Below are 19,828 nucleotides of genomic sequence, written 5' to 3'. Positions count from 1 at the left end.
AGCATGACCCGAACGCATATCGCCAGTCTGAGCTTGCCTGTACCGGCCCTAAACACAGACCCAGGCACAGAGCCAGGAAGCAGGCCTCATGGGTGCTACAGCACGATGAGGTTGTCGCGATGGATCAGTTCCGGTGCCTCGATATAGCCCAGCGTCGCCTCGATCTGATGACTGGGCAGGCCGAGAATCCGTCCGGCATCTTCGGCGCTGTAATTCACCAGGCCCTTGGCGATGCGCTGGCCGGATTCATCGACGCACTGCACCAGGTCACCGCGCTTGAAAGCGCCTTCGATCTTCCTGACGCCCACCGGCAACAGGCTGGAGCCACGCGTGGTCAACACATTGACGGCCCCGGCATCCAGCGTCAGGGTGCCGCGCACCTGCAGCTGTCCCGCGATCCAGCGCTTGCGTGCCGCGATCGGTGCATGCTCCGGCAAGAGGAGCGTGCCGAAGCGCTCACCGGAAGCCAGTCGAGTGATGACCTCGGGCTGACGACCAGAAGCGATCACGGTCAATGCGCCACTGCGCGCCGCCAGACGCGCCGCGCGCACCTTGGTCGCCATGCCGCCACGCCCGAGCAAACCGCCGCCGCCGGCCACCTTGACCAGTATCGGGTCATCGGCCTGGGCTTCCTCGATCAGGCTGGCCGCCGGGTCATGACGCGGATCGGCATCATAAAGGCCTTCCTGATCGGTGAGCAGCAACAGCACATCGGCTTCGAGAAGATTGGCGACCAGCGCGCCGAGGGTGTCATTGTCGCCGAAGCGGATCTCGTCGGTGACCACGGTGTCGTTCTCGTTGATCACCGGCACCACCCGCAGGTCGACCAGGGTGCGCAGCGCCGAGCGTGCATTCAGGTAGCGCTTGCGGTTGGAGAGGTCATCGTGAGTCAGCAGAATCTGCGCCGTGGTCAGGCCATGACGATGGAAATGCTCTTCATAGCACTGGGTCAGGCCGTTCTGACCGACCGCCGCTGCCGCCTGCAGCTCATGCACACCGCTGGGGCGAGCTGACCAGCCCAGCCGCGACATGCCGACCGCGATCGCCCCGGAGGACACCACGATCACCTCGACACCCCGCGCGTGCAGCGCCGCGATCTGATCGACCCAACGCCCGATGCCGGCGTCATCCAGCCCGCGGCCGTCGTCGGTCAGCAGCGCACTGCCGATCTTGACCACCACGCGCCGTGCACTGGCCAAGGCCTCGCGCCCCGTCTGACTGCCCAGCTCCGCCACTTCCGCCACCTTCTGCTCCGACACCGCGCTCTCTCCTGTCATGTAATCCCTCGCCGGCAGGCCCTGCCTCCCTGCTTGCCATTGTCTGCTCCCGCCAGCCCGCTGTCATCACTCCTCGCCGGCCCCGACAACGAAAACGCCCCGCCGCGAGACCATGAGGTTCGGGGCGGGGCGTGAATCGCGCAGCGGGTCGCTCGTCACTCAGTGGCTACCGCGCAGGACAGCCACCGGACAAACTGAGACCTCAGGGCGCGTATTCGACTTCGACGTCGTAATCGTCGTCATTGAAGTCGTCATCGTCCTCTTCTTCGTCATCCTTCTTGCGCTTGCGACGTGTCAGGCGCTCTTCAGCGCGCTCCAGCGACTCGTTCTCCATGCGCGCCAGCAGGGCGGCATGTGCCTCGGCAGCTTCCGGATCTTCCGCCAGCTGCAGGCGTTGCTCGCCCAGCCAGCGGTGTGCGGCCTGCACCAGCTCCTGGGTGCCGATACCGCTGGCCGCGGAGACGACGAACAGCTCGCCTTCCCAGCCCAGACGCTCGACGAGGTCCTTGACCATCGCGTCACGATCCTCTTCCGCCAGCAGATCGACCTTGTTGATCACCAGCCAGCGCGGCAGCTCCGTCAGTGCCGAGGAGAAGTTCTCCAGCTCCTTGAGGATCGCCTCGACCGCATGCACCGGATCGCTCTCGTCGAAGGGGGCGATATCCACCACGTGCAGCAGCAGGCGCGTACGCGTCAGGTGCTTGAGGAAACGCAGTCCCAGGCCGGCACCATCCGCCGCGCCTTCGATCAGACCGGGAATATCGGCCATCACGAAGTGCTGGTGGCTACCGATCTTCACGACACCGAGGTTCGGCACCAGGGTGGTGAACGGGTAGTTGGCGACCTTGGGCTTGGCGGCGGAGACGGCTCGGATCAGCGTCGACTTGCCGGCATTCGGCATGCCGAGCAGACCGACGTCCGCCATCACCTTCATCTCGAGACGCAGGTTGCGGCGCTCGCCCCAGGTCCCCTTGGAAGTCTGACGCGGCGCGCGGTTGGTGGAAGACTTGAAGTGGATGTTGCCCAGCCCACGACGTCCACCCTGCGCAACCAGTACCAGCTGGCCGATTTCCGTCACGTCACCGATGATCTCGAGGGTTTCCTCGTCGATCACGGTGGTGCCGACCGGCACCTTGACGATCAGGTCCTCACCCGCCTTGCCTGCCATCTGGCGGCCTTGACCGGCATCGCCGCTCTCTGCCTGGTAGTAGCGCTGGAACTTGAAGTCGATCAGGGTATTGAGCGAGTCATCCCCGATCAGATACACACTGCCGCCGTGCCCACCGTCGCCCCCATCGGGACCACCGCGCGGCACGTATTTTTCACGGCGAAAACTCAGGCAACCATTGCCGCCACGTCCGGCCTCTACAATGATCGACGCTTCATCAAGGAACTGCATGCTGCTCTCTCCTGACGACGACCCGGGCCGTCATGCGACAAAAAAGCCCCGCCTGAGCGGGGCTTCCTTGCAGACCGTCCCACGATACCGGGGCATCGTCCAGTCTGCGTAAGCTGTCAGACGTTTCAGGCAGAAACGATGCTGACGAACTTGCGGTTCTTCGGACCCTTGGTCTCGAACTTCACGTGGCCGTCGGCCAGAGCGAAGAGAGTGTGGTCCTTGCCGATGCCGACGCCAGTACCAGCGTGGAAACGGGTGCCGCGCTGACGCACGATGATGTTGCCGGCGATAGCCGCTTGGCCACCGAACAGCTTCACACCAAGGCGCTTGGATTCAGAATCGCGACCGTTGCGGGTAGAGCCCGCCGCCTTCTTATGTGCCATTGGATAATTCTCCTATGGTGGGTAGCGCTGCAATTAAGCAGAGATACCAGTGATCTTGACTTCGGTGAACCACTGACGGTGGCCCGCACGACGCATGGAGTGCTTCCGGCGACGGAACTTGATGATGGTGACCTTGTCGCCACGGCCGTGAGACACGACCTCGGCAGAAACCTTGGCACCTTCAACCAGCGGAGCGCCGACCTTGATGTCGTCGCCTTCAGCGACCATCAGGACTTCGTCAAACTGGATAGCTTCGCCAGTCGCGACTTCAAGCTTCTCGAGCTTCAGGGTCTGGCCTTCCTGAACGCGGTACTGCTTGCCACCGCTCTTGATAACTGCGTACATGATTCTCTCCATCGAACTCATCAAGGGTGTGCTCTTGGGTGGCCTGCTGCGAGTGGCGCCCCTTCTGGAGCCATCTGACAGGGAGCGGGATGAGTCACGGCCGCATATTATAGCGCCACGTGCCGCGACCGACAAGCAATGTCAAGGTTTACGCGACCAATCGGCCGCCAGCCAGCGTCCTTGCGCGGGTGCACGCCTTGACGGCCATAGGGGTGCCCCATAGCATTACCGCCAAACGGCACGCCACGGCGGCCTCACCTCTCGCTACGGGCACGACGATCTCATGCAAGCCGACGCATCGACCCTTCACGCGGCAGTGGCAGATGACTTCGCCGCCGTCGACCGCACCATCCTCGCGCAGCTCGAGTCGCGCGTGCCGCTGGTCCAGACCATCGGTCAGTACATCATCCAGAGTGGTGGCAAACGCCTGCGCCCGGTGCTGGTGCTGCTGGCAGCCCGCGCGCTGGGCTATCAAGGCGAGAAACACGTTCATCTGGCCGCGCTGATCGAGTTCATGCACACCTCGACCCTGCTGCACGATGATGTCGTGGATGAATCCAGCCTGCGGCGCGGCCGTTCCACCGCCAATGACACCTGGGGCAATGCGCCTTCGGTGCTGGTCGGTGACTTCCTCTATTCGCGCTCCTTCCAGATGATGGTCGAAGTCGGCTCGATGGACGTGATGGCGATACTCTCCGCCGCCACCTGCACCATCGCCGAGGGCGAAGTCCTGCAGCTGACCAATATCGGCAACGCCGACATTGATGAAGCCGCCTACTTCGAGACCATCCACGGCAAGACTGCCATGCTGTTCGAGGCGGCCGCCCATGCCGGCGCGATTCTGGCCAGGGAAACCGACGACACTGTCACGCCGGCACAGGTCAGCGCGCTGCAGAACTATGGCCGCTACCTGGGCCTCGCCTTCCAGCTGATCGATGATCTGCTCGACTATCAGGGCGATGCCGAGACCATGGGCAAGAACGTCGGTGATGACCTGGCCGAAGGCAAGCCGACCCTGCCGTTGATTCGCGCCATGCAAGTCGGAAGTCCGGCTCAGGCCAGCCTGGTGCGCGGCGCCATCGAGAAAGGTGGGTTGGAGCAGCTCGACGAGGTACTGGAAGTGGTACGCCTCACGGGCGGTCTCGACTATACCCGCAGCCGTGCCCAGGAGATGGCCGACAACGCCCTGAACGAGCTCAAGGCGCTGCCGGAGAGCGAATTCCGCGACAGCCTCGAGCGCATCGCGCTGTTGAGTGTCGGCCGCCAGGCCTGATATGCGCAAGACGATAGCCTGCCTGGCAGGTCATCGGTCAGTCGATCATGGCAGGAGAAGACCGCCGTCAACGTGGCGAGAAGTGCCAGCAGGATGAGGTGAATGGAAGCGCGCTTCTCGACAGCCGAATTGTCCCTTGAGACTCAGATAAAACTTTTTGACCTCAAGGGCTTGCAAAGCAAAGCTGCCTGCGTATAATTCACCTCCGTCGAGACAAGCTCACGACGCATCGGAGTATAGCTCAGCTTGGTAGAGCGCTGCCTTCGGGAGGCAGAGGTCGTAGGTTCGAATCCTGCTACTCCGACCAGACATATGAAAAAGCCGCTGATCATTGATCAGCGGCTTTTTTGATGCTGGAAGGTTTTTCCTGCCTCACCAGCCTCCTTCTGCTTGCTCGCGCCTGCGACGCCCCCCCCGACGCGCTACACCCCTCAGGATGCCCCATGCACACACTGTTGAAATACTGCATGGAGCGCGACGGCTACCGCCTGCAGGGTGACTGATTCATAGCGCGCACTGAGCCATATCGAGCGGCGAGTCAGTCGGACATCCAGCTGTCACTCGCCTTGCGGGCCCGCTCGCGACCAGCACGTTCACGGTCGCGGCGGGCCTTTTGCTTGAGGTAGTAACTGCGCAGGGCAAGGCCGAGTCCGAAGGCCAGCATCAGGGCGAATACCAGCCCCTGCCAGAGGCGGGCGGCATCGCCAAGCCAGGTCTCCAGCGCGACGATGGCGATCAGGCCGCTGGCCTGACTGGCAACGGCGATGGCACGGCTACGGTCATAATGATGTGACAGCATGGGGATATCCTTGGAGCGTCCTCGGCGGCGGAGCAATGCTCAGCGCGCGGGGCGTGGATGTCGAAGTCCATCGATTATCGCATACTCGAGCCTCGCGACTGCAGCGCCTGCCGAGCGTTTTCCAAGCGCTTGCCACATACAGGCCGACAGGTATTGCTGCCCTGAACGCTCTCCCGGACACCGCCAGAGGATAACCGCATGGATGCCATCGCCCTGGGCCCTGCCCTGATTTCCGTCGAACGCCTCTATGCCTTCGTGGCAGCCCTGGTGATGCTGATCGAGTTCTCGCTGCTGATTCGTCTGCTGGCACGCATGCACGCCAGGGGTACGACCGCGCCCGCTCACGATTCACCGCCGCTGAGCCCCTCGCGCTGGTTCAATCGCATGCTGGTCAGCTGGGTGATCGGTGCGCGCCTCACTCATGTCGCGCTGCACTGGGCAAGTTATCAGCAGGCACCGCTGGATATCCTCAAGCTGTGGCAACCGGGCTATCACCTGTTCGGCGGCATGCTGGCCGCGACCCTGGCCAGCCTGTGGCTGCTGCGCCGGCATGGCACGATTCGCCAGGTCATCGCGCTGGGCAGCCTGACCCTCGGCCTGACCGCCTTCCTCGGCCTCAAGCAGCTCGACCCGCTGGGCAACGACTCCGCCCTCGACGCGATGCCTGCCATCACCCTCCATCATCTGGATCGGCGCCCCGTCGCGCTGAATGACATCCAGAACGAGCGAGTGATCGTCAATCTGTGGGCCACCTGGTGCCCGCCCTGCCGCCGCGAGATGCCACTGCTGGCAGAGGCCGATCGGAGACCCGGCGTCACCGTGGTACTGGCCAATCAGGGCGAGCAGGCGCTGGCGGTGACCCGCTTTCTGAAAAGCGAACAGCTGACGCTCGAGTACGCGCTGCTCGACCCCGCCATGCAGCTGATGGCGCTGGCCGAGGCGCAGGGCCTGCCCGCGACACTGGTCTTCGATGGCGACGGACAGCTGATCGAGCGTCATATCGGCGAACTGAGCCGCGCTCAGCTGGACGCCCTGCTACCGGCGTCACAGCCATAGGACGACACGCCGGTGGCCTCGCTTGGTGCGACAAAGACGCTCGCCACAAGAAAAGGCGCTTAAGCCACGGCGTCTGATCCGGTAAGATACCGCGCCCCTGTATTCCCGATTCCCGTCTTTGTCCTACCCCGAGGCTTCATGAGCGACTTCATTCCCGGTCAGCGCTGGATCAGTGACGGCGAGGCTGATCTCGGCCTTGGCACCATCCTCAATGTCGACTTCCGTACCGTCACCGTGCTCTTTGCCGCCAGCGAAGAAACCCGCACCTACAGTCTACGCGAAGCGCCCCTTACCCGGGTGGCCTTCGGCAATGGCGACCGCATCCAGTCCGACGATGGCGAATGGCTGATCGTCGATGACTTCAAGGAAGTGCGCGGCCAGATCGTCTACATCTGTGAGCGCAGCGGCGAGCATGCCGGCGAGCTCATCGAGCTTCCCGAAGCGCGCCTGAACGACAAGATGCAGTTCAATCAGGCGCGTGACCGTCTGCTGACCGGCCAGGTCGACCGCAATGACTGGTTCGACCTGCGCTACCGCACCCTGCGCCACTTCCATCGTGTCGAGCAGAGCCCGGCGCTGGGCCTGTCCGGTCCCAAGGTCGATCTGGTGCCGCACCAGCTCTACATCGCCGATGAAGTCTCGCGCCGTCACGCGCCGCGCGTACTGCTGGCCGATGAAGTCGGCCTCGGCAAGACCATCGAAGCCGGCCTGATCCTGCACCGCCTGCTGCTCAGCGGCCGCGCCAGCCGTGCGCTGATCCTGGTGCCCGCCAGCCTGACCCACCAGTGGCTGGTCGAGATGCTGCGCCGCTTCGCGCTGGATGTCTCGCTGCTCGACGAAGAGCAGTGCAAGGCCTACGGCACGCGCAACCCCTTCGAAGGCAACCAGATCATTCTGGCCAGCCAGGACTGGCTGTTCGCCAACCCGTCGCGTCAGGTCCAGGCTGCCGCCTGCGACTGGGACATGCTGATCGTCGATGAGGCCCACCACCTCGACTGGAGCGAAGACAAGGTGGGCCCGGGTTACGCCTGTGTCGAATCCCTCGCTCGCCAGACCGCCGGGGTGCTGCTGCTGACCGCCACGCCGGAGCAGATGGGGCTAGAGAGCCACTTCGCGCGCCTGCGCCTGCTCGACCCGGAGCGCTATCACGACATCGAGCGCTTCAAGGCCGAGGAACAGGGCTATGTGGCCGTCGCCAGCGCCATCGACGCCCTGGAAGCGCTGCCCGCCGATCAGTCCGGCCTCGACAGCCTCGCCAGCGTGCTGGATGACAGCGACAGCCGCGCCCTGCTCGACACCCTGATGGCCAGTGATGCCGACGATGCCCAGCGCGACAGCGCGCGTCGTCAGCTGCGTGATCAGCTGCTCGATCGCCACGGCACCGGCCGCGTGATGTTCCGCAACTCGCGCACCCATGTCGCCGGCTTCCCCGAGCGTCGCCTGCACGTCCATGAACTGGAACTGCCCTCCTCCTACCGTCGCGTGGTGCGCAAGCTGGAGCGTGACGAGGACTACCTCGATGACCTGCTGATCGAGACCGGCATGAACCACCCCGAGGTGGTGCTGTTCCTCGACGAGATGTATCGCGCCTTGCCCGATGACCGCATGAACGCGGAACCCTGGTGGCAGATCGACCCGCGCGTCATGTGGCTGCTGGAAACCCTGACTGACCTCGGCAACGAGAAGGCGCTGGTGATCTGCCATACCGCCGATACCGCGCGTGAGCTGTCCGAAGGCCTGCGCGTGCTGGGCGGCGTGCATGCGCCGGTCTTCCATGAGGGCATGAGCCTGGTCGAGCGCGACCGTGCCGCCGCGGCCTTCGCCTCCGAAGAGGAAGGCGTGCAGCTGCTGGTGTGCTCGGAAATCGGCTCGGAAGGTCGCAACTTCCAGTTCTGCCACCACCTGGTGATGTTCGACCTGCCGGTGCACCCGGACCAGCTCGAACAGCGCATCGGGCGCCTGGATCGCATCGGCCAGCAGTTCCCGATCGAGATCCACGTGCCGGTCTTCGAAGGCTCACCGGGCGCCCAGCTGCTGCGCTGGTACCGTGACGGCATGGACGCCTTCAGCGCGCCGCACGGCATCGGCAGCGAGCTCTACGCCCAGTTCGGTGACGAGCTGGAAGAAGCCCTGCTCGACAGCGAAGAGATCGACAGCATCATCGAGCAGACCCGCGAGCGCTTCGATACCCTGCAGGAAGAACGTCAGTCCGGCCGCAACCGCCTGCTGGAACTCAATGCCTGCCGTCACGAGCGCGCCGAGGAAGTCATCGCCGCCATCGAGACGCTGGACAATGACAAGGCATTGCCCGGCTATCTGGAGCGCGCCTTCGACATCTTCGGCATCGAGAGCCGGGACCTCGGCGACGGCATCACCTATCTGGCGCCGGGCCCGCACATGCTCGACGGCCTGCCGGGACTGGTGAAGGGCGAGGAAGGCTTCAGCGTCACCAGTGACCGCGCCACCGCGCTGTCACGCGAAGACGTGCAGCACCTGTCGTGGGAGCACCCGCTGGTGCGCGAGATGCTGGTCCGCATCCTGGACGGCTCGATGGGCAACACCGCGCTGGCGCTGCTCAAGCACCCGGCGATTCCCGGTGGCCGCCTGATGACGGAAGTGGTGTTCCGCACCCAGTCCACCGCGCCGCGCGGCCTGCGTCTTGGCCGCTTCCTGCCGCCGACCGCCATCCGCGTGCTGCTGGATGAAACCGGCAGCAACCTGTCCGACAAGGTGTCCTTCGGCGGTCTGGCCAAGAACCTCAAGCCGGTCAAGAAGGCGGTCGCGCGCGACCTGATCAAGCAGAGCCACGCCACGCTGCGCAAGCTGATGAGCGATGCCGAGCAGGAAGCCGAGCGCGAACTGCCGACCATCGTCGAGCAGGCCCAGCAGCAGATGCGTGAGCAGCTCAGTGCCGAACTGGCGCGCCTGGAAGCCCTGGCCAGCCACAACCCGGCCGTGCGCGAGGAAGAGCTCGAAGCACTGCGTCAGGAGCGTGCCGCGCTGGACAGTGCCATCGAGACCACCCGTCTGCGTCTGGACAGCGTGCGCGTCATCGTCACCGTGGATGCCCACGAGCGTTGAGCTGACCGCAGTCGTCAGTGATGAACCTGAAACGCCCCACCTGCCATCGGCAGGCGGGGCGTTTTGCCGTATGCGCCAGCGACAATGGCCCGCTGGACTTGCCAGATCGCCCAGCGGCCGCGACGATGCCATCGCTTGCGCGTCACGACTCACGGCTCATCACTTACGCTTCACCACTTGCGCTGCATCCCTTTCGTTTCATCCTTTCGTTTCATTACTACAGAGCACCCCCATGGCGAGATCATATCCAGAGAGCGGCGAGGCAGCGTCAGGGCAAGGTTGGCAGGGAGAGCGCCTGGCCGAGGAAGGCGAGCGTGTCGCGAGGGTGGGCCTGTCGCTGCTGGCGGCAGGCGATGACTGGTGGGCCATCGACAAGCCGGCCGAGCTACCTTCGGTGCCGGGGCGTGATCCCTCGCGCTTCGACAGTGTCCATTCACGCCTGTGCCAGCTGAGCGACGATACCCGCGCCGTGCACCGCCTGGATGTGGCGACCTCCGGGGTGCTGCTGGTGGCGCGCAATGTCGAGGGCCAGCGGCGGCTGTCGCGGCTCTTCCAGTCACGCACCATCGAGAAACGCTATGTGGCCGTGGTGGCAGGTCATCTCACGCCCGCCGAGGGCAGCATCGCCCTGCCGCTGCGCTGTGACTGGCCACGCCGCCCGCGTCAGATCGTTGACTTCACGCATGGCAAGTCGGCACTGACGCATTATCGGGTCGAGCAGCATCTGACGCTCGCGGGCCAGCGCCCGGATGGTACGTCGCAGACCCTCGCCGCCAGCCGTGTTTCGCTGACGCCACATACCGGCCGTTCACACCAGCTGCGCCTGCACATGCTGGCGCTCGGTCATCCGATCATCGGCGATGGCTTCTATGCGCGCGGAGCGGCACTCAATGCCAGCCCGCGCCTGTTGCTGCATGCGGCACGCCTGGTGATTCCGCCAGCCAGCGACAGCGATGCCCTACCACTGGTGCTGGAAGCGCCACTGCCCTTCTAGCATCGCCTTCCTGCCAAGGTTCACTTGCGTGACAGGATATCGGCGAAGGCCACGTCGAGGGTCGGGTAATCGAAGGTGAAGCCGGCAGCCAGCAGACGTGCCGGCACCATGCGGGCGCCCTCCAGCAACAGGGTGCTCATTTCCCCCAGCCCCAGTTCAAGCGCCTTGGCCGGCAGCGGCAGGATCGCCGGACGCCCCAGACTCCGGGCCAGAGCGTGGGTGAAGCCCATATTGGTGACCGGGTGCGGCGCGCTGGCATTGAAGGCGCCGCTGAGGCTGTCATCCGCCAGCAGGCGCTCGATGATGCGAATCATGTCGTGGCGGTGGATCCACGGCATGTAATGGCGTCCATCGCCCAGCCGCCCCCCGAGCCCGAGCTTGAAGGGCGTCAGCAGCTTGGCCAGTGTGCCACCATCGGCCTCCATCACCAGGCCAGTGCGGATGATGGCCAGTCGCACGCCGTATTCGGTGACGGGCATGGCGGCCGCCTCCCAGTCGCGACACAGGCGGTGATTGAAATCATCGTGGGGCGTCGCCTGTTCATCTATCTCGACATCGCCCGGCTCGCCCGCCTTGGGCTGTGCACCGTAATAGCCCATCGCCGAACCGGACACCATCACCTGCGGCGGATGGCCTTCGGCAGCCAGCTGCTGACACAGCATCACCAGATGCTCGGTGGTCTCCAGCCGCGAACGGCGCAGCTCACGCTTGTGATCCTCGCTCCAGCGCCGCCCGGCTATCGACTCCCCCGCCAGATTGACGATGCCCTCGGGCTGCCAATCCTTGAAGGCCAGTGACGAATCCGCCGCGACCACCGTCAGCCCCAGGTCGGCAAACTGGCGCTCAGCACGCTCCGGGCGGCGCGATACGACCGCCAGCGAGTGGCCCGCAGCGGCCAGTGACTGACACAGCGCCAGGCCGACGAACCCCGTTGCACCTGTTATCAATATTCGCATGTTGCCCTCCTCGGCGATGAAGCATCGAGTGTGCCGACTTTCGCCATAAATCTATACTTATATTGTACAATTATGCGCAAGAAGTTAACTTTAGCGTATCTGCTGTCGGGTCACATGACGACCCGTCCCCCCTGAACACCGCCCGCGCAGGAGTCGCCTCCAGATGCCAGTATCGTCCATCGCCATCATCGGTGCCGGTATCGCCGGATTGTCTGCCGCCACCCGACTGACCGCGCAGGGCCATGCGGTAACGCTATTCGAGAAGGCGCGCGGCCCCGGCGGACGCCTGGCCAGTCGCCGCACTAGCGAAGGCCCCATCGACATCGGCGCGCAATACTTCACGGCGCGTGATCCACGCTTCCAGTCCGCGCTCGAGCAGTGGCGGGCCGCAGGCGTCGTCGCAACTTGGGGTGAGAGACTGTTGAGCCTCGGCAAGCCGGCGTCTGACGAGAGCCAATGGCAGCGGCTGCGCGATGATTCCACCCGCTACGTGGCCAGTCCGCGCATGAGCGCCCTGAGCCGCCACCTCAGCGAACAGCTGCCGGCCCACGCCAGCCTGCACAGCGAGACGCGCATCACGCGCCTGATCGCGGACGATGGCACGGCGTCAGACAAGCGCTGGCGGCTCGAGGACAGCGACGGTGATCAGCACGGCCCCTTCGATCACGTGGTGATCAGCGCGCCGGCGCCGCAGGCACGTGCCCTGCTGAGCACGGCCGGCACCGACACCCAGGGGGTGGCGCTCTGCGAGAACTCGCTTGCCCCGGCACTGAGTGAGGCGCTGGCCCGAGTGGAGATGGCACCGACCTGGACACTGATGGCCACTCTGGAGACGCCGCTTCCCGCGCTGGGGGGCGACGATGACTGGCAAGGGTTGCTGGTCAGCCGCGGTGATGATGGCCCCCTGCGCTGCGTGATGCGCCAGCATTCGCGCCCCGGCCGCCAGACACCGTCACATGCCAAGGAGACCCTGAGCCTGCTGGCGACCGCTGGCTGGAGCCGGGCGAACCTGGAGAAGTCGCCACAGGAGGTCGCGACCTTGCTGTGGAAGGCCTTCGAGACACTGCCCGAGATCTGCGAGCTGGCGCCGGGCTGGAGCCGGGGCAAGGTCACCCTCGCGGCGCATCGCTGGCGTTACGCCCATCCGACCCAGACACTGCCGCAGACCTCAGCGGCAGCCGGCCGGAATGGCGATGACCAGAACGCCCAAGCCCACAATGTCTGCGGCCAAGGGGCGTCCGGGCTATGGCTGGCCGGAGACGCCCTGCGTGGCCCGCGAGTCGAGGACGCCTGGCTGTCAGGGCACGAGGTAGCCGAACAGCTGCTCAACACCCTCGCCGACAGCTGATACGCTGCCGCGACCCCTCATCGCCCACAGGATAGCTGCATGACTACGTCCACAGATCACGACAACGCCTTGATTCTATTGGCCCATGGGTCACGTGACCCGCGCTGGCGCGAGCCCTTCGAGGCACTGGAAGCCACACTGGCTTCCCGCCTCAAGCGTCCGACGCGCCTGGCCTATATGGAACTGTGCGACCCGCTGCTGACCGACACCATCGATGCCCTGGCGGCAGACGGTGCCGCGCGTATCGACATCCTGCCGCTGTTCTTCGCGGCCGGCCGTCATCTGCGTGAAGACGTGCCCGCCATGCTGGAAGAATCGCAGCGCCAGCACCGCGACTGCCCCATCAGCCTGCTTGACCCGGTGGGAGCACATCCGGCCTTTGTCGAGGCCTTGATCCAGATTGTGGAGCAACAGGACAACGCCTAGACGGCCGATTTCATGACGGGACCTCCTGCGTCGAAGGCGCTGTGATGCACCTTCAAAACATGCGCACCGAGGATGCGACGCAGCTTGCCTCTTGTCAGGCTCTGGCGGCTGCGCCATCCTGATGCCCACATGTACAGCTAGTGCACAAGATGCATTGCCGGTATCCCACAGCGCCCCATGTGACAACACTTCAACTTTACCCTGTGTGTCGTCCTCACCTGTGCTTCACCCGGGATGCCTCGTCACCGCCAGAGGTAACACCATTCATGACTGACAAGGCCACGGAAACTGCCAGTTCGCCGCTGTTTCCGATCCGCGAAGTCTCTCGCCTGACCGGCGTCAATTCGGTCACGTTGAGAGCCTGGGAACGCCGCTACGGACTGATCGAGCCCCGCCGTACGCCCAAGGGGCATCGCCTGTATGCCCGCGAGGACATCGAGCGGATCGAACACATCCTGCAATGGCTCAATCGCGGAGTACCTGTCAGCCAGGTACGCGAGCTTCTCGACCAGCCGCAGCCGGAAAGCACGCCGATGCCGGACGAAGGCAGCTGGAACGGCCAGCAGCAGCTGGCATTGGCCGCCATCGATGCCCAGGACGAGGCGCGTCTGGCCGAGCTGTACAACCAGAGTCTGGCGCTGTACCCGGTCAGCAGCGTGGTCGAGCGCCTGTGGCGTCCGCTACTCGAACAGCTCGAGGAGCGCGGTACCGCCACCTTCGGCACCCGCCTGGCCCAGTGCTTCTTCGAGAGCTTCCTGCGTTCGCGCATCGGTGCCCGGCTGGTGTTTGCCAATCAGGAGCGTCATGCCCCGCACATCACGCTGACGCGCCTGCCGGAAGAACCGGGCCTTAGCTGGCTGCTGCTGTTCGCACTGGTCGCCAGCGACGCCGGCTATCACGTCAGTCTGCTGGATGGCCCACTGCCGCTGGCGGAGCTGCCGCTGGCCGCAGAGCGCCTGCAGGCACAGGCCGTGGTACTGGTCGGCACCCAGGCAGAGCGCTCGGATGTCATGCGCCGTCAGTTGCCGCGGGTCGCAGAACAATTGAGCGTGCCGCTGGCCATCGCTGGCCCGGTCGCTCAGATTCGCCAGCAGGAGCTGGTAGACGGGCCCATCGAAGGCCTGGGGGCCGACCCGATTCAGGCGGTCGCTCGCCTGAGGTCCTTGATGGCACGTTGAACGCAGGCTCCTGCTCGGCATTGGTTTCACCGATCGCCAAGGAGCCCCGATGTCATCTGACTCACCATCCACCTCTTCCTCCGCCTCCGCGCCAGCGGGGGCTCCCCTGCAGCTGGTCTGGCTGCGCAGTGACCTGCGCGTACATGACAACACGGCTCTCTCGCAGGCCGCCGCACGCGGCCCGGTCGTGGCCGTCGTCGCCCCCTGCCTGGCGCAGTGGGTCGAGCACGGTCACGGCGCCAACAAGCTCGACTTCATGCGCCGCGGCCTGCATGTCCTGCAACAGGCACTCGCTGGCTATCACATCCCGCTCAAGGTGCTCGACTGCGACACCTTCGCCAAGGTGCCCGAGGCGCTGGCCGCACTGTGCGATCAGCTGGGCGTCCGGGCCCTGCACTTCAATGACGAATATGCCGTCAATGAGCGTGAGCGCGACAGGCTCGTGCGCGAGCGCCTGGCCGAGAGCGACGTCCGCCTGCATCGCTACACCGACATGCTGGCCTTCACGCCCGGCGAGCTGCTGACAGGCAAGGGCGATTACTACGGCGTCTTCACGCCCTTCTCCAAGCGCTGGCACAAGGAAGTCGATTCCCGACGTCTGGCGCTGAATGAGGCGCCTGAAGTGCAAGCCACGCCCCGCGATGCCATGGGGCGCGAGATCCACGGCGACGCCATCCCGCCACTGCCCGAGACACTCAAGGGCGAACAGACGACAGCGCTGGACGCCGAGCTGTGGCCGGCCGGCGAAGAGGCCGCACAGGAGCGTCTGGAACGCTTCCTTACCTTCCGCGCGCGCCGCTACCACGAGCAGCGCGATATCCCCGCCACCCGGGGCACCAGCGAGCTGTCGCCCTATCTGGCGCTGGGCATGATCTCGGCTCGCCAATGCTACGCCGCCGTGCTGGCAGAGAATGGCAGCCTCGCCGATGGCAATGTCGGCCTGACCAGCTGGGTCAACGAGCTGATCTGGCGTGAGTTCTACCAGCACATCCTGGTCGGCTTCCCGCGCGTCAATCGCCACCGTCCCTTCCAGCGCCATACCGAGGCCCTGCAGTGGCGCGAGGATGACGAAGGCTTAGCCGCCTGGTGCGAGGGCCGCACCGGCTACCCCATCGTCGATGCCGCCATGCGTCAGCTGGTGCAGACCGGCTGGATGCACAATCGCCTGCGCATGGTGACGGCGATGTTCCTCACCAAGCATCTGCTGATCGACTGGCGGCGTGGCGAGGCCTTCTTCATGACCCATCTCGTCGATGGTGAGCTGGGCGCCAACAATGGTGGCTGGCAATGGGCGGCCTCCACCGGCACCGATGCCGCGCCCTATTTCCGGATCTTCAACCCGACCACCCAGGGGCAACGCTTCGACAAGGACGGCGAGTTCATCGCGAGCATGGTGCCGGAGCTGGCCGAGCTGCCGGCCAAGCGGCGCCACCAGCCCAGTGCGGATGACTGTCAACGGACGGGCTACCCGCGACCGATCGTTGACCACAAGGCCGCCCGCCAGCGGGCGCTGGATACCTTCAAGGCGCTGTCAAAAAGCGAATGACCCCTCAAGCGGCCTGCTGATCTCCAGCAGGCCGCTCTTGTATACCTCCCCCTCAGGAGCATTGCCATGCAATCGCTACCCGACGAGATGAGCCCAGCCCTGACTCGGGTATGTCGTCTTTACGAAAAGCTGGACAAAACCTCTACAGAACTGCTCAAATCAGTCTACAGTGACGATATCGTCTTTCGCGACCCCCTGCATGAAGTCCGCGGCCTGACGGCACTCAACGCCTATTTCTCAGGGTTGTACATGAATGTCGCCGCCATCGACTTCGTCTTTCATCACCCGCTGGGGCCGATACCTGCGCAAGCCGCCGGCCCTGCGGATGAAGGCAATGAACAGGGACTTGCCTGGCTCAGCTGGACGATGACCTATCGCCATCCCCGTCTGAACGGGGGCAAGGACATCAGCGTGCAGGGTGCCTCGCGCCTCGAGTTCCGAGACGGGAAAGTCATCCAGCACCGTGACTTCTTCGATGCCGGCGAGCTGCTCTACGAGCAGGTGCCCGTCCTGCGCAGCGTGATCGGCCTGCTGAAACGGCGCATGGACTGAGCAGCAGAGGGTTGAGCCCTGGCGACATCCATACGGACACACCCGGCGTTCTCTGAGTCAGTGCCAGCAAGGCTCTACCGGCCAGACACAGGCTGAAGACGCAGACAGGCACACCAGACACACTTACGCCAAGGAGGGGAAATGGCCAGTCATGATTCGAGCACCACATCGACATCCGCAAAGGCTCGCAAACGTATCTGGCTGACCGGCGCCAGCTCCGGCATCGGCGAAGGACTGGCGCGCCGGCTGCTGGCGGATGGCCACCGGGTCGTCCTCAGCGCCCGCTCCGCCGACAAGCTGGAGGCCATCGCAGCCGATGCCGAGCAAGGCCCCGGGGAAGCGCTGGTCGTGACGCTCGACCTCACCGACCGTGAGGCCATCCGCGCGGCGGCCAGCCAGATAGAGGCCCGCTTTGGTGGACTCGACCTTGCACTGCTCAACGCTGGCACCTGCGAATATCTGGATGCACGGGAATTCGAGGCAGATCTGGTCCACCGCGTATTCGCGACCAATTTCCAGGCCGCCGTGGATGTGATCGAAAGCGCCCTGCCGCTGCTGCGCATGGCAGCGGCAGACGACGGTGAGCGACCGCAGCTGGCAGCGGTCTCCAGTGCTTCGGCCTATCTGCCGTTGCCTCGAGCCGAGGCGTATGGCGCCTCCAAGGCCGCAGTGAGCTACTTCCTGGAGTCGCTACGACTGGACCTCGACAACCAGGGCATCGATGTCAGCGTGATTCACCCCGGCTTCGTCAAGACACCGCTGACCGAGCGCAATGACTTCCCGATGCCGATGCAGGTCACTGTCGATCAGGCGGTCGAGGCGATCGTGACGGGACTCGCGCGTCATCGGCTCGATATCCATTTCCCGAGACGCTTCACGCTGCTGGTCAAGTTGCTGGGCATCCTGCCCGCCATCTTGCGACGCAGCATCGGACTACGCATGACCCGCGACTGAGTACGCGGCAGGCAAGCCCGACGAGACCTGCCCAGGCCGATAGGCCGGCAACAGTTCTGCTCATGACGACATGGTGCGTTCTACTTCTGGAGTGGCATGAACACGACAACGACCTACGCGACAGCGCCTCCACCCCGCCAGCGCATTGCCGTCATCGGCAGCGGCATCAGCGGCATGTCAGCGGCCTATTACCTGAGTCGCAAGCATGAAGTGCATGTCTTCGAGTCAGCCGAGCGCCTGGGCGGCCACACCGCCACCATGGATGTGCAGTGCGCCGATGGCAGCGACTGGGCCATCGACACCGGCTTCATCGTCTTCAACGACCGCACCTATCCGCATTTCCAGCGTCTGCTGGAACGCCTCGACGTGGCTTACCAGCCCACCGAGATGAGCTTCTCGGTGCACACCACCGCCGAGGACTTCGAGTACAACGGCCACACCCTGCTGTCGCTGTTCGCCCAGAAGCGCAACCTGTTGCGCCCGCGCTTCTATCGCCTGTTGCGCGACATCCTGCGCTTCAACAAGCAGGCTGCCGCCGATCTTGACAACGGCAAGCTCGCCGAGGGCGCGACCCTGGGCAGCTACCTGGATGCCAATGGCTACTCACAGGTCTTCCGTGAGCATTACCTGCTGCCGATGGGCGCGGCGATCTGGTCTGCCAGCATCGCGGATATCGCGCAATTCCCGCTGCTGTTCTTCGTGCGCTTCTTCCGCCATCACGGCCTGCTGTCGGTCAATGATCGTCCACGATGGTTCACGCTGGTCGGTGGCTCACGCACCTACATCGCGCCGCTGACCGAGGGTTACGCAGAGCGCATTCGCCTCAACAGCAAGATCAGTCGTGTCCTGCGAGACGCCAACGGGGTGACACTTGAGCATGCCGATGGCCGCCGTGAACGCTTCGACCAGGTGGTGATGGCGTGTCATGCGCCACAGGCACTGGCTCTGCTCGGTGATGCCAGCGAGCAGGAGCGAGCGGTGCTGGGGGCGATCACGACTCAGCGCAATGAGGTGGTGATGCATACCGATACCTCGCTGCTGCCCAGGCGCAAGGCGGCCTGGGCGAGCTGGAACTACCGCCTCGATGGGCGCGACGACGCCCAGCGGGCCAGCGTCACCTACGACATGAACATCCTGCAACGCCTTGATGAGCGCGAGCACCCGCCCCGCGAGACCTTCTGCATCACGCTCAATGACAGCGACGCGATCGATCCCGCTCGGGTACTGGGCCGTTACGCCTATGACCACCCGCGCTTCACGCTGGCCGCCGAGGACGCCAAGGCGCGCTTCGCGCAGATTTCCGGCGCGCAAGCCAAGGCGGACGGCCCAGTGGGGCGCACCCATTTCTGCGGTGCCTGGTGGCGCAATGGATTCCACGAGGATGGCGTATGGAGCGCGCTGCGGGTCGCCGAGGCACTGGGTGCTCGCGAGGCAGACGATTGAAGGCGCCCGCCAGTCGCATCGGCTATGGCACGCTGCGCCACCGCCGCCATGCGCCGCGCCAGCATGCCTTTCGCTATCGCGTCGCCATGGCATGGCTGGCACTGGATGAGTTGCCGGCACTGATGGCCGGCAAGCGTCTGGTGAGCGCCAGTCACGCCGCGCCACTGGCCTTTCGTGACAGTGACCATCTGCCGGCCGCGGTCCACGACATTGTCGATGGCCCACTAGAGGACCGGGTGCGCGCCGCCTGTCAGCGCGAGCTTGCCCGCAATGGCGATCACGCGCCATTGCCGCAGGGGCGCATCTTTCTGCTGACCCAGCTGCGCCACTTCGGGATCGGCTTCAACCCGATTCGCCTCTATTACCTCTATCACGCCTCAGGCCAGCTGGGCGCAGTGCTCGGTGAGGTCACCAATATTCCCTGGGGAGAGCGCGTGCTGTATGCCGCCCGTACTGATCCACAGCGACGCATGCAGGCAGCGCAGTTCGACAAACGCATGCATGTCTCGCCCTTCATGCCGATGGGCATGCGCTATCACTGGCGCTTCAACGATCCCAGCGCGGACGAGCTGTTGCTGCACATGGAAAACCATCCCCTCACCGGGGATACGGCACGGATAGCGCAGCATTCGCTGTTCGATGCCAGCCTGAGCCTGCACCTGGAACCGGCTACCCCGCGCGCCTTTCATCGCCTGCTGCTGCGCTTCCCCTGGATGACGCTCAAGACGGTCGCGGGCATTCATTTCGAGGCGCTGCGTCTGGCGCTCAAGCGCGTGCCGATCTTCGACCATCCGCGCTCGCCGTCTTCATCATGAGGA

At 64.7% G+C, this 19,828-nt stretch carries 18 protein-coding genes and 1 tRNA gene; 13 read left to right on the top strand and 6 right to left on the bottom strand.

Annotation, left to right across the window (positions count from 1 at the left end; genetic code table 11):
* Positions 1-95 precede the first annotated feature (95 nt).
* The 4 genes from proB to rplU form a co-directional block, all read right to left on the bottom strand.
* Positions 96-1,277, bottom strand: a complete 1,182-nt coding sequence (gene proB / locus QQF40_RS14305; protein ID WP_175090331.1) for a glutamate 5-kinase — start codon at positions 1,275-1,277, stop codon at positions 96-98.
* Positions 1,278-1,479: 202 nt separating this feature from the next.
* Positions 1,480-2,676 carry an Obg family GTPase CgtA gene (gene cgtA, locus QQF40_RS14300; protein WP_285461703.1) on the bottom strand — a complete coding sequence of 399 codons (1,197 nt, stop codon included), beginning with the start codon at positions 2,674-2,676 and terminating at the stop codon, positions 1,480-1,482.
* Positions 2,677-2,801: 125 nt separating this feature from the next.
* Positions 2,802-3,059, bottom strand: a complete 258-nt coding sequence (gene rpmA, locus QQF40_RS14295) for a 50S ribosomal protein L27 (protein WP_043335969.1) — start codon at positions 3,057-3,059, stop codon at positions 2,802-2,804.
* A gap of 33 nt (positions 3,060-3,092) precedes the next feature.
* On the bottom strand, positions 3,093-3,404 hold the full coding sequence (gene rplU, locus QQF40_RS14290; protein ID WP_043335971.1) for a 50S ribosomal protein L21: 312 nt from the start codon (positions 3,402-3,404) through the stop codon (positions 3,093-3,095).
* Positions 3,405-3,687: 283 nt separating this feature from the next.
* Here rplU and ispB point away from each other — a divergent pair, with 283 nt between their 5' ends.
* Together ispB and QQF40_RS14280 are read left to right on the top strand one after the other, a co-directional pair.
* Positions 3,688-4,677, top strand: a complete 990-nt coding sequence (gene ispB / locus QQF40_RS14285; RefSeq protein WP_107335841.1) for an octaprenyl diphosphate synthase — start codon at positions 3,688-3,690, stop codon at positions 4,675-4,677.
* 230 nt (positions 4,678-4,907) lie between these two features.
* Positions 4,908-4,984 (top strand) — tRNA-Pro (locus QQF40_RS14280).
* Between the two features lie 231 nt (positions 4,985-5,215).
* Here QQF40_RS14280 and QQF40_RS14275 read toward each other — a convergent pair.
* The gene (locus tag QQF40_RS14275) at positions 5,216-5,476 is read right to left on the bottom strand and encodes a hypothetical protein (protein ID WP_175090329.1); all 261 of its coding nucleotides are present in this window, start codon (positions 5,474-5,476) and stop codon (positions 5,216-5,218) included.
* 198 nt (positions 5,477-5,674) lie between these two features.
* On the opposite strand from QQF40_RS14275, the gene QQF40_RS14270 reads away from it, so the two are divergent.
* From QQF40_RS14270 to QQF40_RS14260, 3 genes are all read left to right on the top strand, one after another.
* The gene (locus QQF40_RS14270; RefSeq protein ID WP_175090328.1) at positions 5,675-6,532 is read left to right on the top strand and encodes a TlpA disulfide reductase family protein; all 858 of its coding nucleotides are present in this window, start codon (positions 5,675-5,677) and stop codon (positions 6,530-6,532) included.
* Positions 6,533-6,670: 138 nt separating this feature from the next.
* A complete protein-coding gene (gene rapA, locus QQF40_RS14265; RefSeq protein WP_175090327.1) occupies positions 6,671-9,613 on the top strand; it encodes an RNA polymerase-associated protein RapA in 2,943 nt (980 codons plus the stop codon).
* A gap of 232 nt (positions 9,614-9,845) precedes the next feature.
* The gene (locus QQF40_RS14260; RefSeq protein WP_285461702.1) at positions 9,846-10,607 is read left to right on the top strand and encodes an RluA family pseudouridine synthase; all 762 of its coding nucleotides are present in this window, start codon (positions 9,846-9,848) and stop codon (positions 10,605-10,607) included.
* A gap of 20 nt (positions 10,608-10,627) precedes the next feature.
* Here QQF40_RS14260 and QQF40_RS14255 read toward each other — a convergent pair whose 3' ends face one another.
* Entirely contained in the window at positions 10,628-11,563 is a 936-nt protein-coding gene (locus tag QQF40_RS14255; RefSeq protein WP_175090325.1) for a TIGR01777 family oxidoreductase, read from the bottom strand.
* 163 nt (positions 11,564-11,726) lie between these two features.
* Here QQF40_RS14255 and QQF40_RS14250 point away from each other — a divergent pair, with 163 nt between their 5' ends.
* From QQF40_RS14250 to QQF40_RS14215, 8 genes are all read left to right on the top strand, one after another.
* Complete coding sequence (locus QQF40_RS14250) at positions 11,727-12,911, top strand: NAD(P)/FAD-dependent oxidoreductase (protein ID WP_175090324.1); 1,185 nt, start codon at positions 11,727-11,729, stop codon at positions 12,909-12,911.
* 39 nt (positions 12,912-12,950) lie between these two features.
* The gene (locus tag QQF40_RS14245; RefSeq protein WP_285461701.1) at positions 12,951-13,337 is read left to right on the top strand and encodes a sirohydrochlorin chelatase; all 387 of its coding nucleotides are present in this window, start codon (positions 12,951-12,953) and stop codon (positions 13,335-13,337) included.
* A 266-nt stretch (positions 13,338-13,603) separates the two neighbouring features.
* On the top strand, positions 13,604-14,515 hold the full coding sequence (locus QQF40_RS14240; protein WP_285461700.1) for a MerR family transcriptional regulator: 912 nt from the start codon (positions 13,604-13,606) through the stop codon (positions 14,513-14,515).
* 49 nt (positions 14,516-14,564) lie between these two features.
* Positions 14,565-16,061 (top strand): deoxyribodipyrimidine photo-lyase, encoded by a 1,497-nt coding sequence (phrB, locus tag QQF40_RS14235; RefSeq protein WP_285461699.1) that lies wholly within the window; start codon positions 14,565-14,567, stop codon positions 16,059-16,061.
* Between the two features lie 66 nt (positions 16,062-16,127).
* Positions 16,128-16,613 carry a nuclear transport factor 2 family protein gene (locus QQF40_RS14230; RefSeq protein WP_254627168.1) on the top strand — a complete coding sequence of 162 codons (486 nt, stop codon included), beginning with the start codon at positions 16,128-16,130 and terminating at the stop codon, positions 16,611-16,613.
* A 141-nt stretch (positions 16,614-16,754) separates the two neighbouring features.
* Positions 16,755-17,567 (top strand): SDR family NAD(P)-dependent oxidoreductase, encoded by an 813-nt coding sequence (locus tag QQF40_RS14225; protein WP_285461698.1) that lies wholly within the window; start codon positions 16,755-16,757, stop codon positions 17,565-17,567.
* A 96-nt stretch (positions 17,568-17,663) separates the two neighbouring features.
* Positions 17,664-19,010 carry an NAD(P)/FAD-dependent oxidoreductase gene (locus tag QQF40_RS14220; protein WP_285461697.1) on the top strand — a complete coding sequence of 449 codons (1,347 nt, stop codon included), beginning with the start codon at positions 17,664-17,666 and terminating at the stop codon, positions 19,008-19,010.
* The gene (locus QQF40_RS14215) at positions 19,007-19,825 is read left to right on the top strand and encodes a DUF1365 domain-containing protein (RefSeq protein WP_254627167.1); all 819 of its coding nucleotides are present in this window, start codon (positions 19,007-19,009) and stop codon (positions 19,823-19,825) included. Before QQF40_RS14220 ends, QQF40_RS14215 begins: the two co-directional genes overlap by 4 nt.
* Positions 19,826-19,828 lie beyond the last annotated feature (3 nt).

Origin of the sequence: Cobetia sp. LC6, from assembly GCF_030264805.1 — a bacterium.
Lineage (GTDB): Bacteria > Pseudomonadota > Gammaproteobacteria > Pseudomonadales > Halomonadaceae > Cobetia.
The sequence above is the reverse complement of the archived record's forward strand: the minus strand, read 5'-3'. Positions and strand labels throughout refer to the sequence as shown.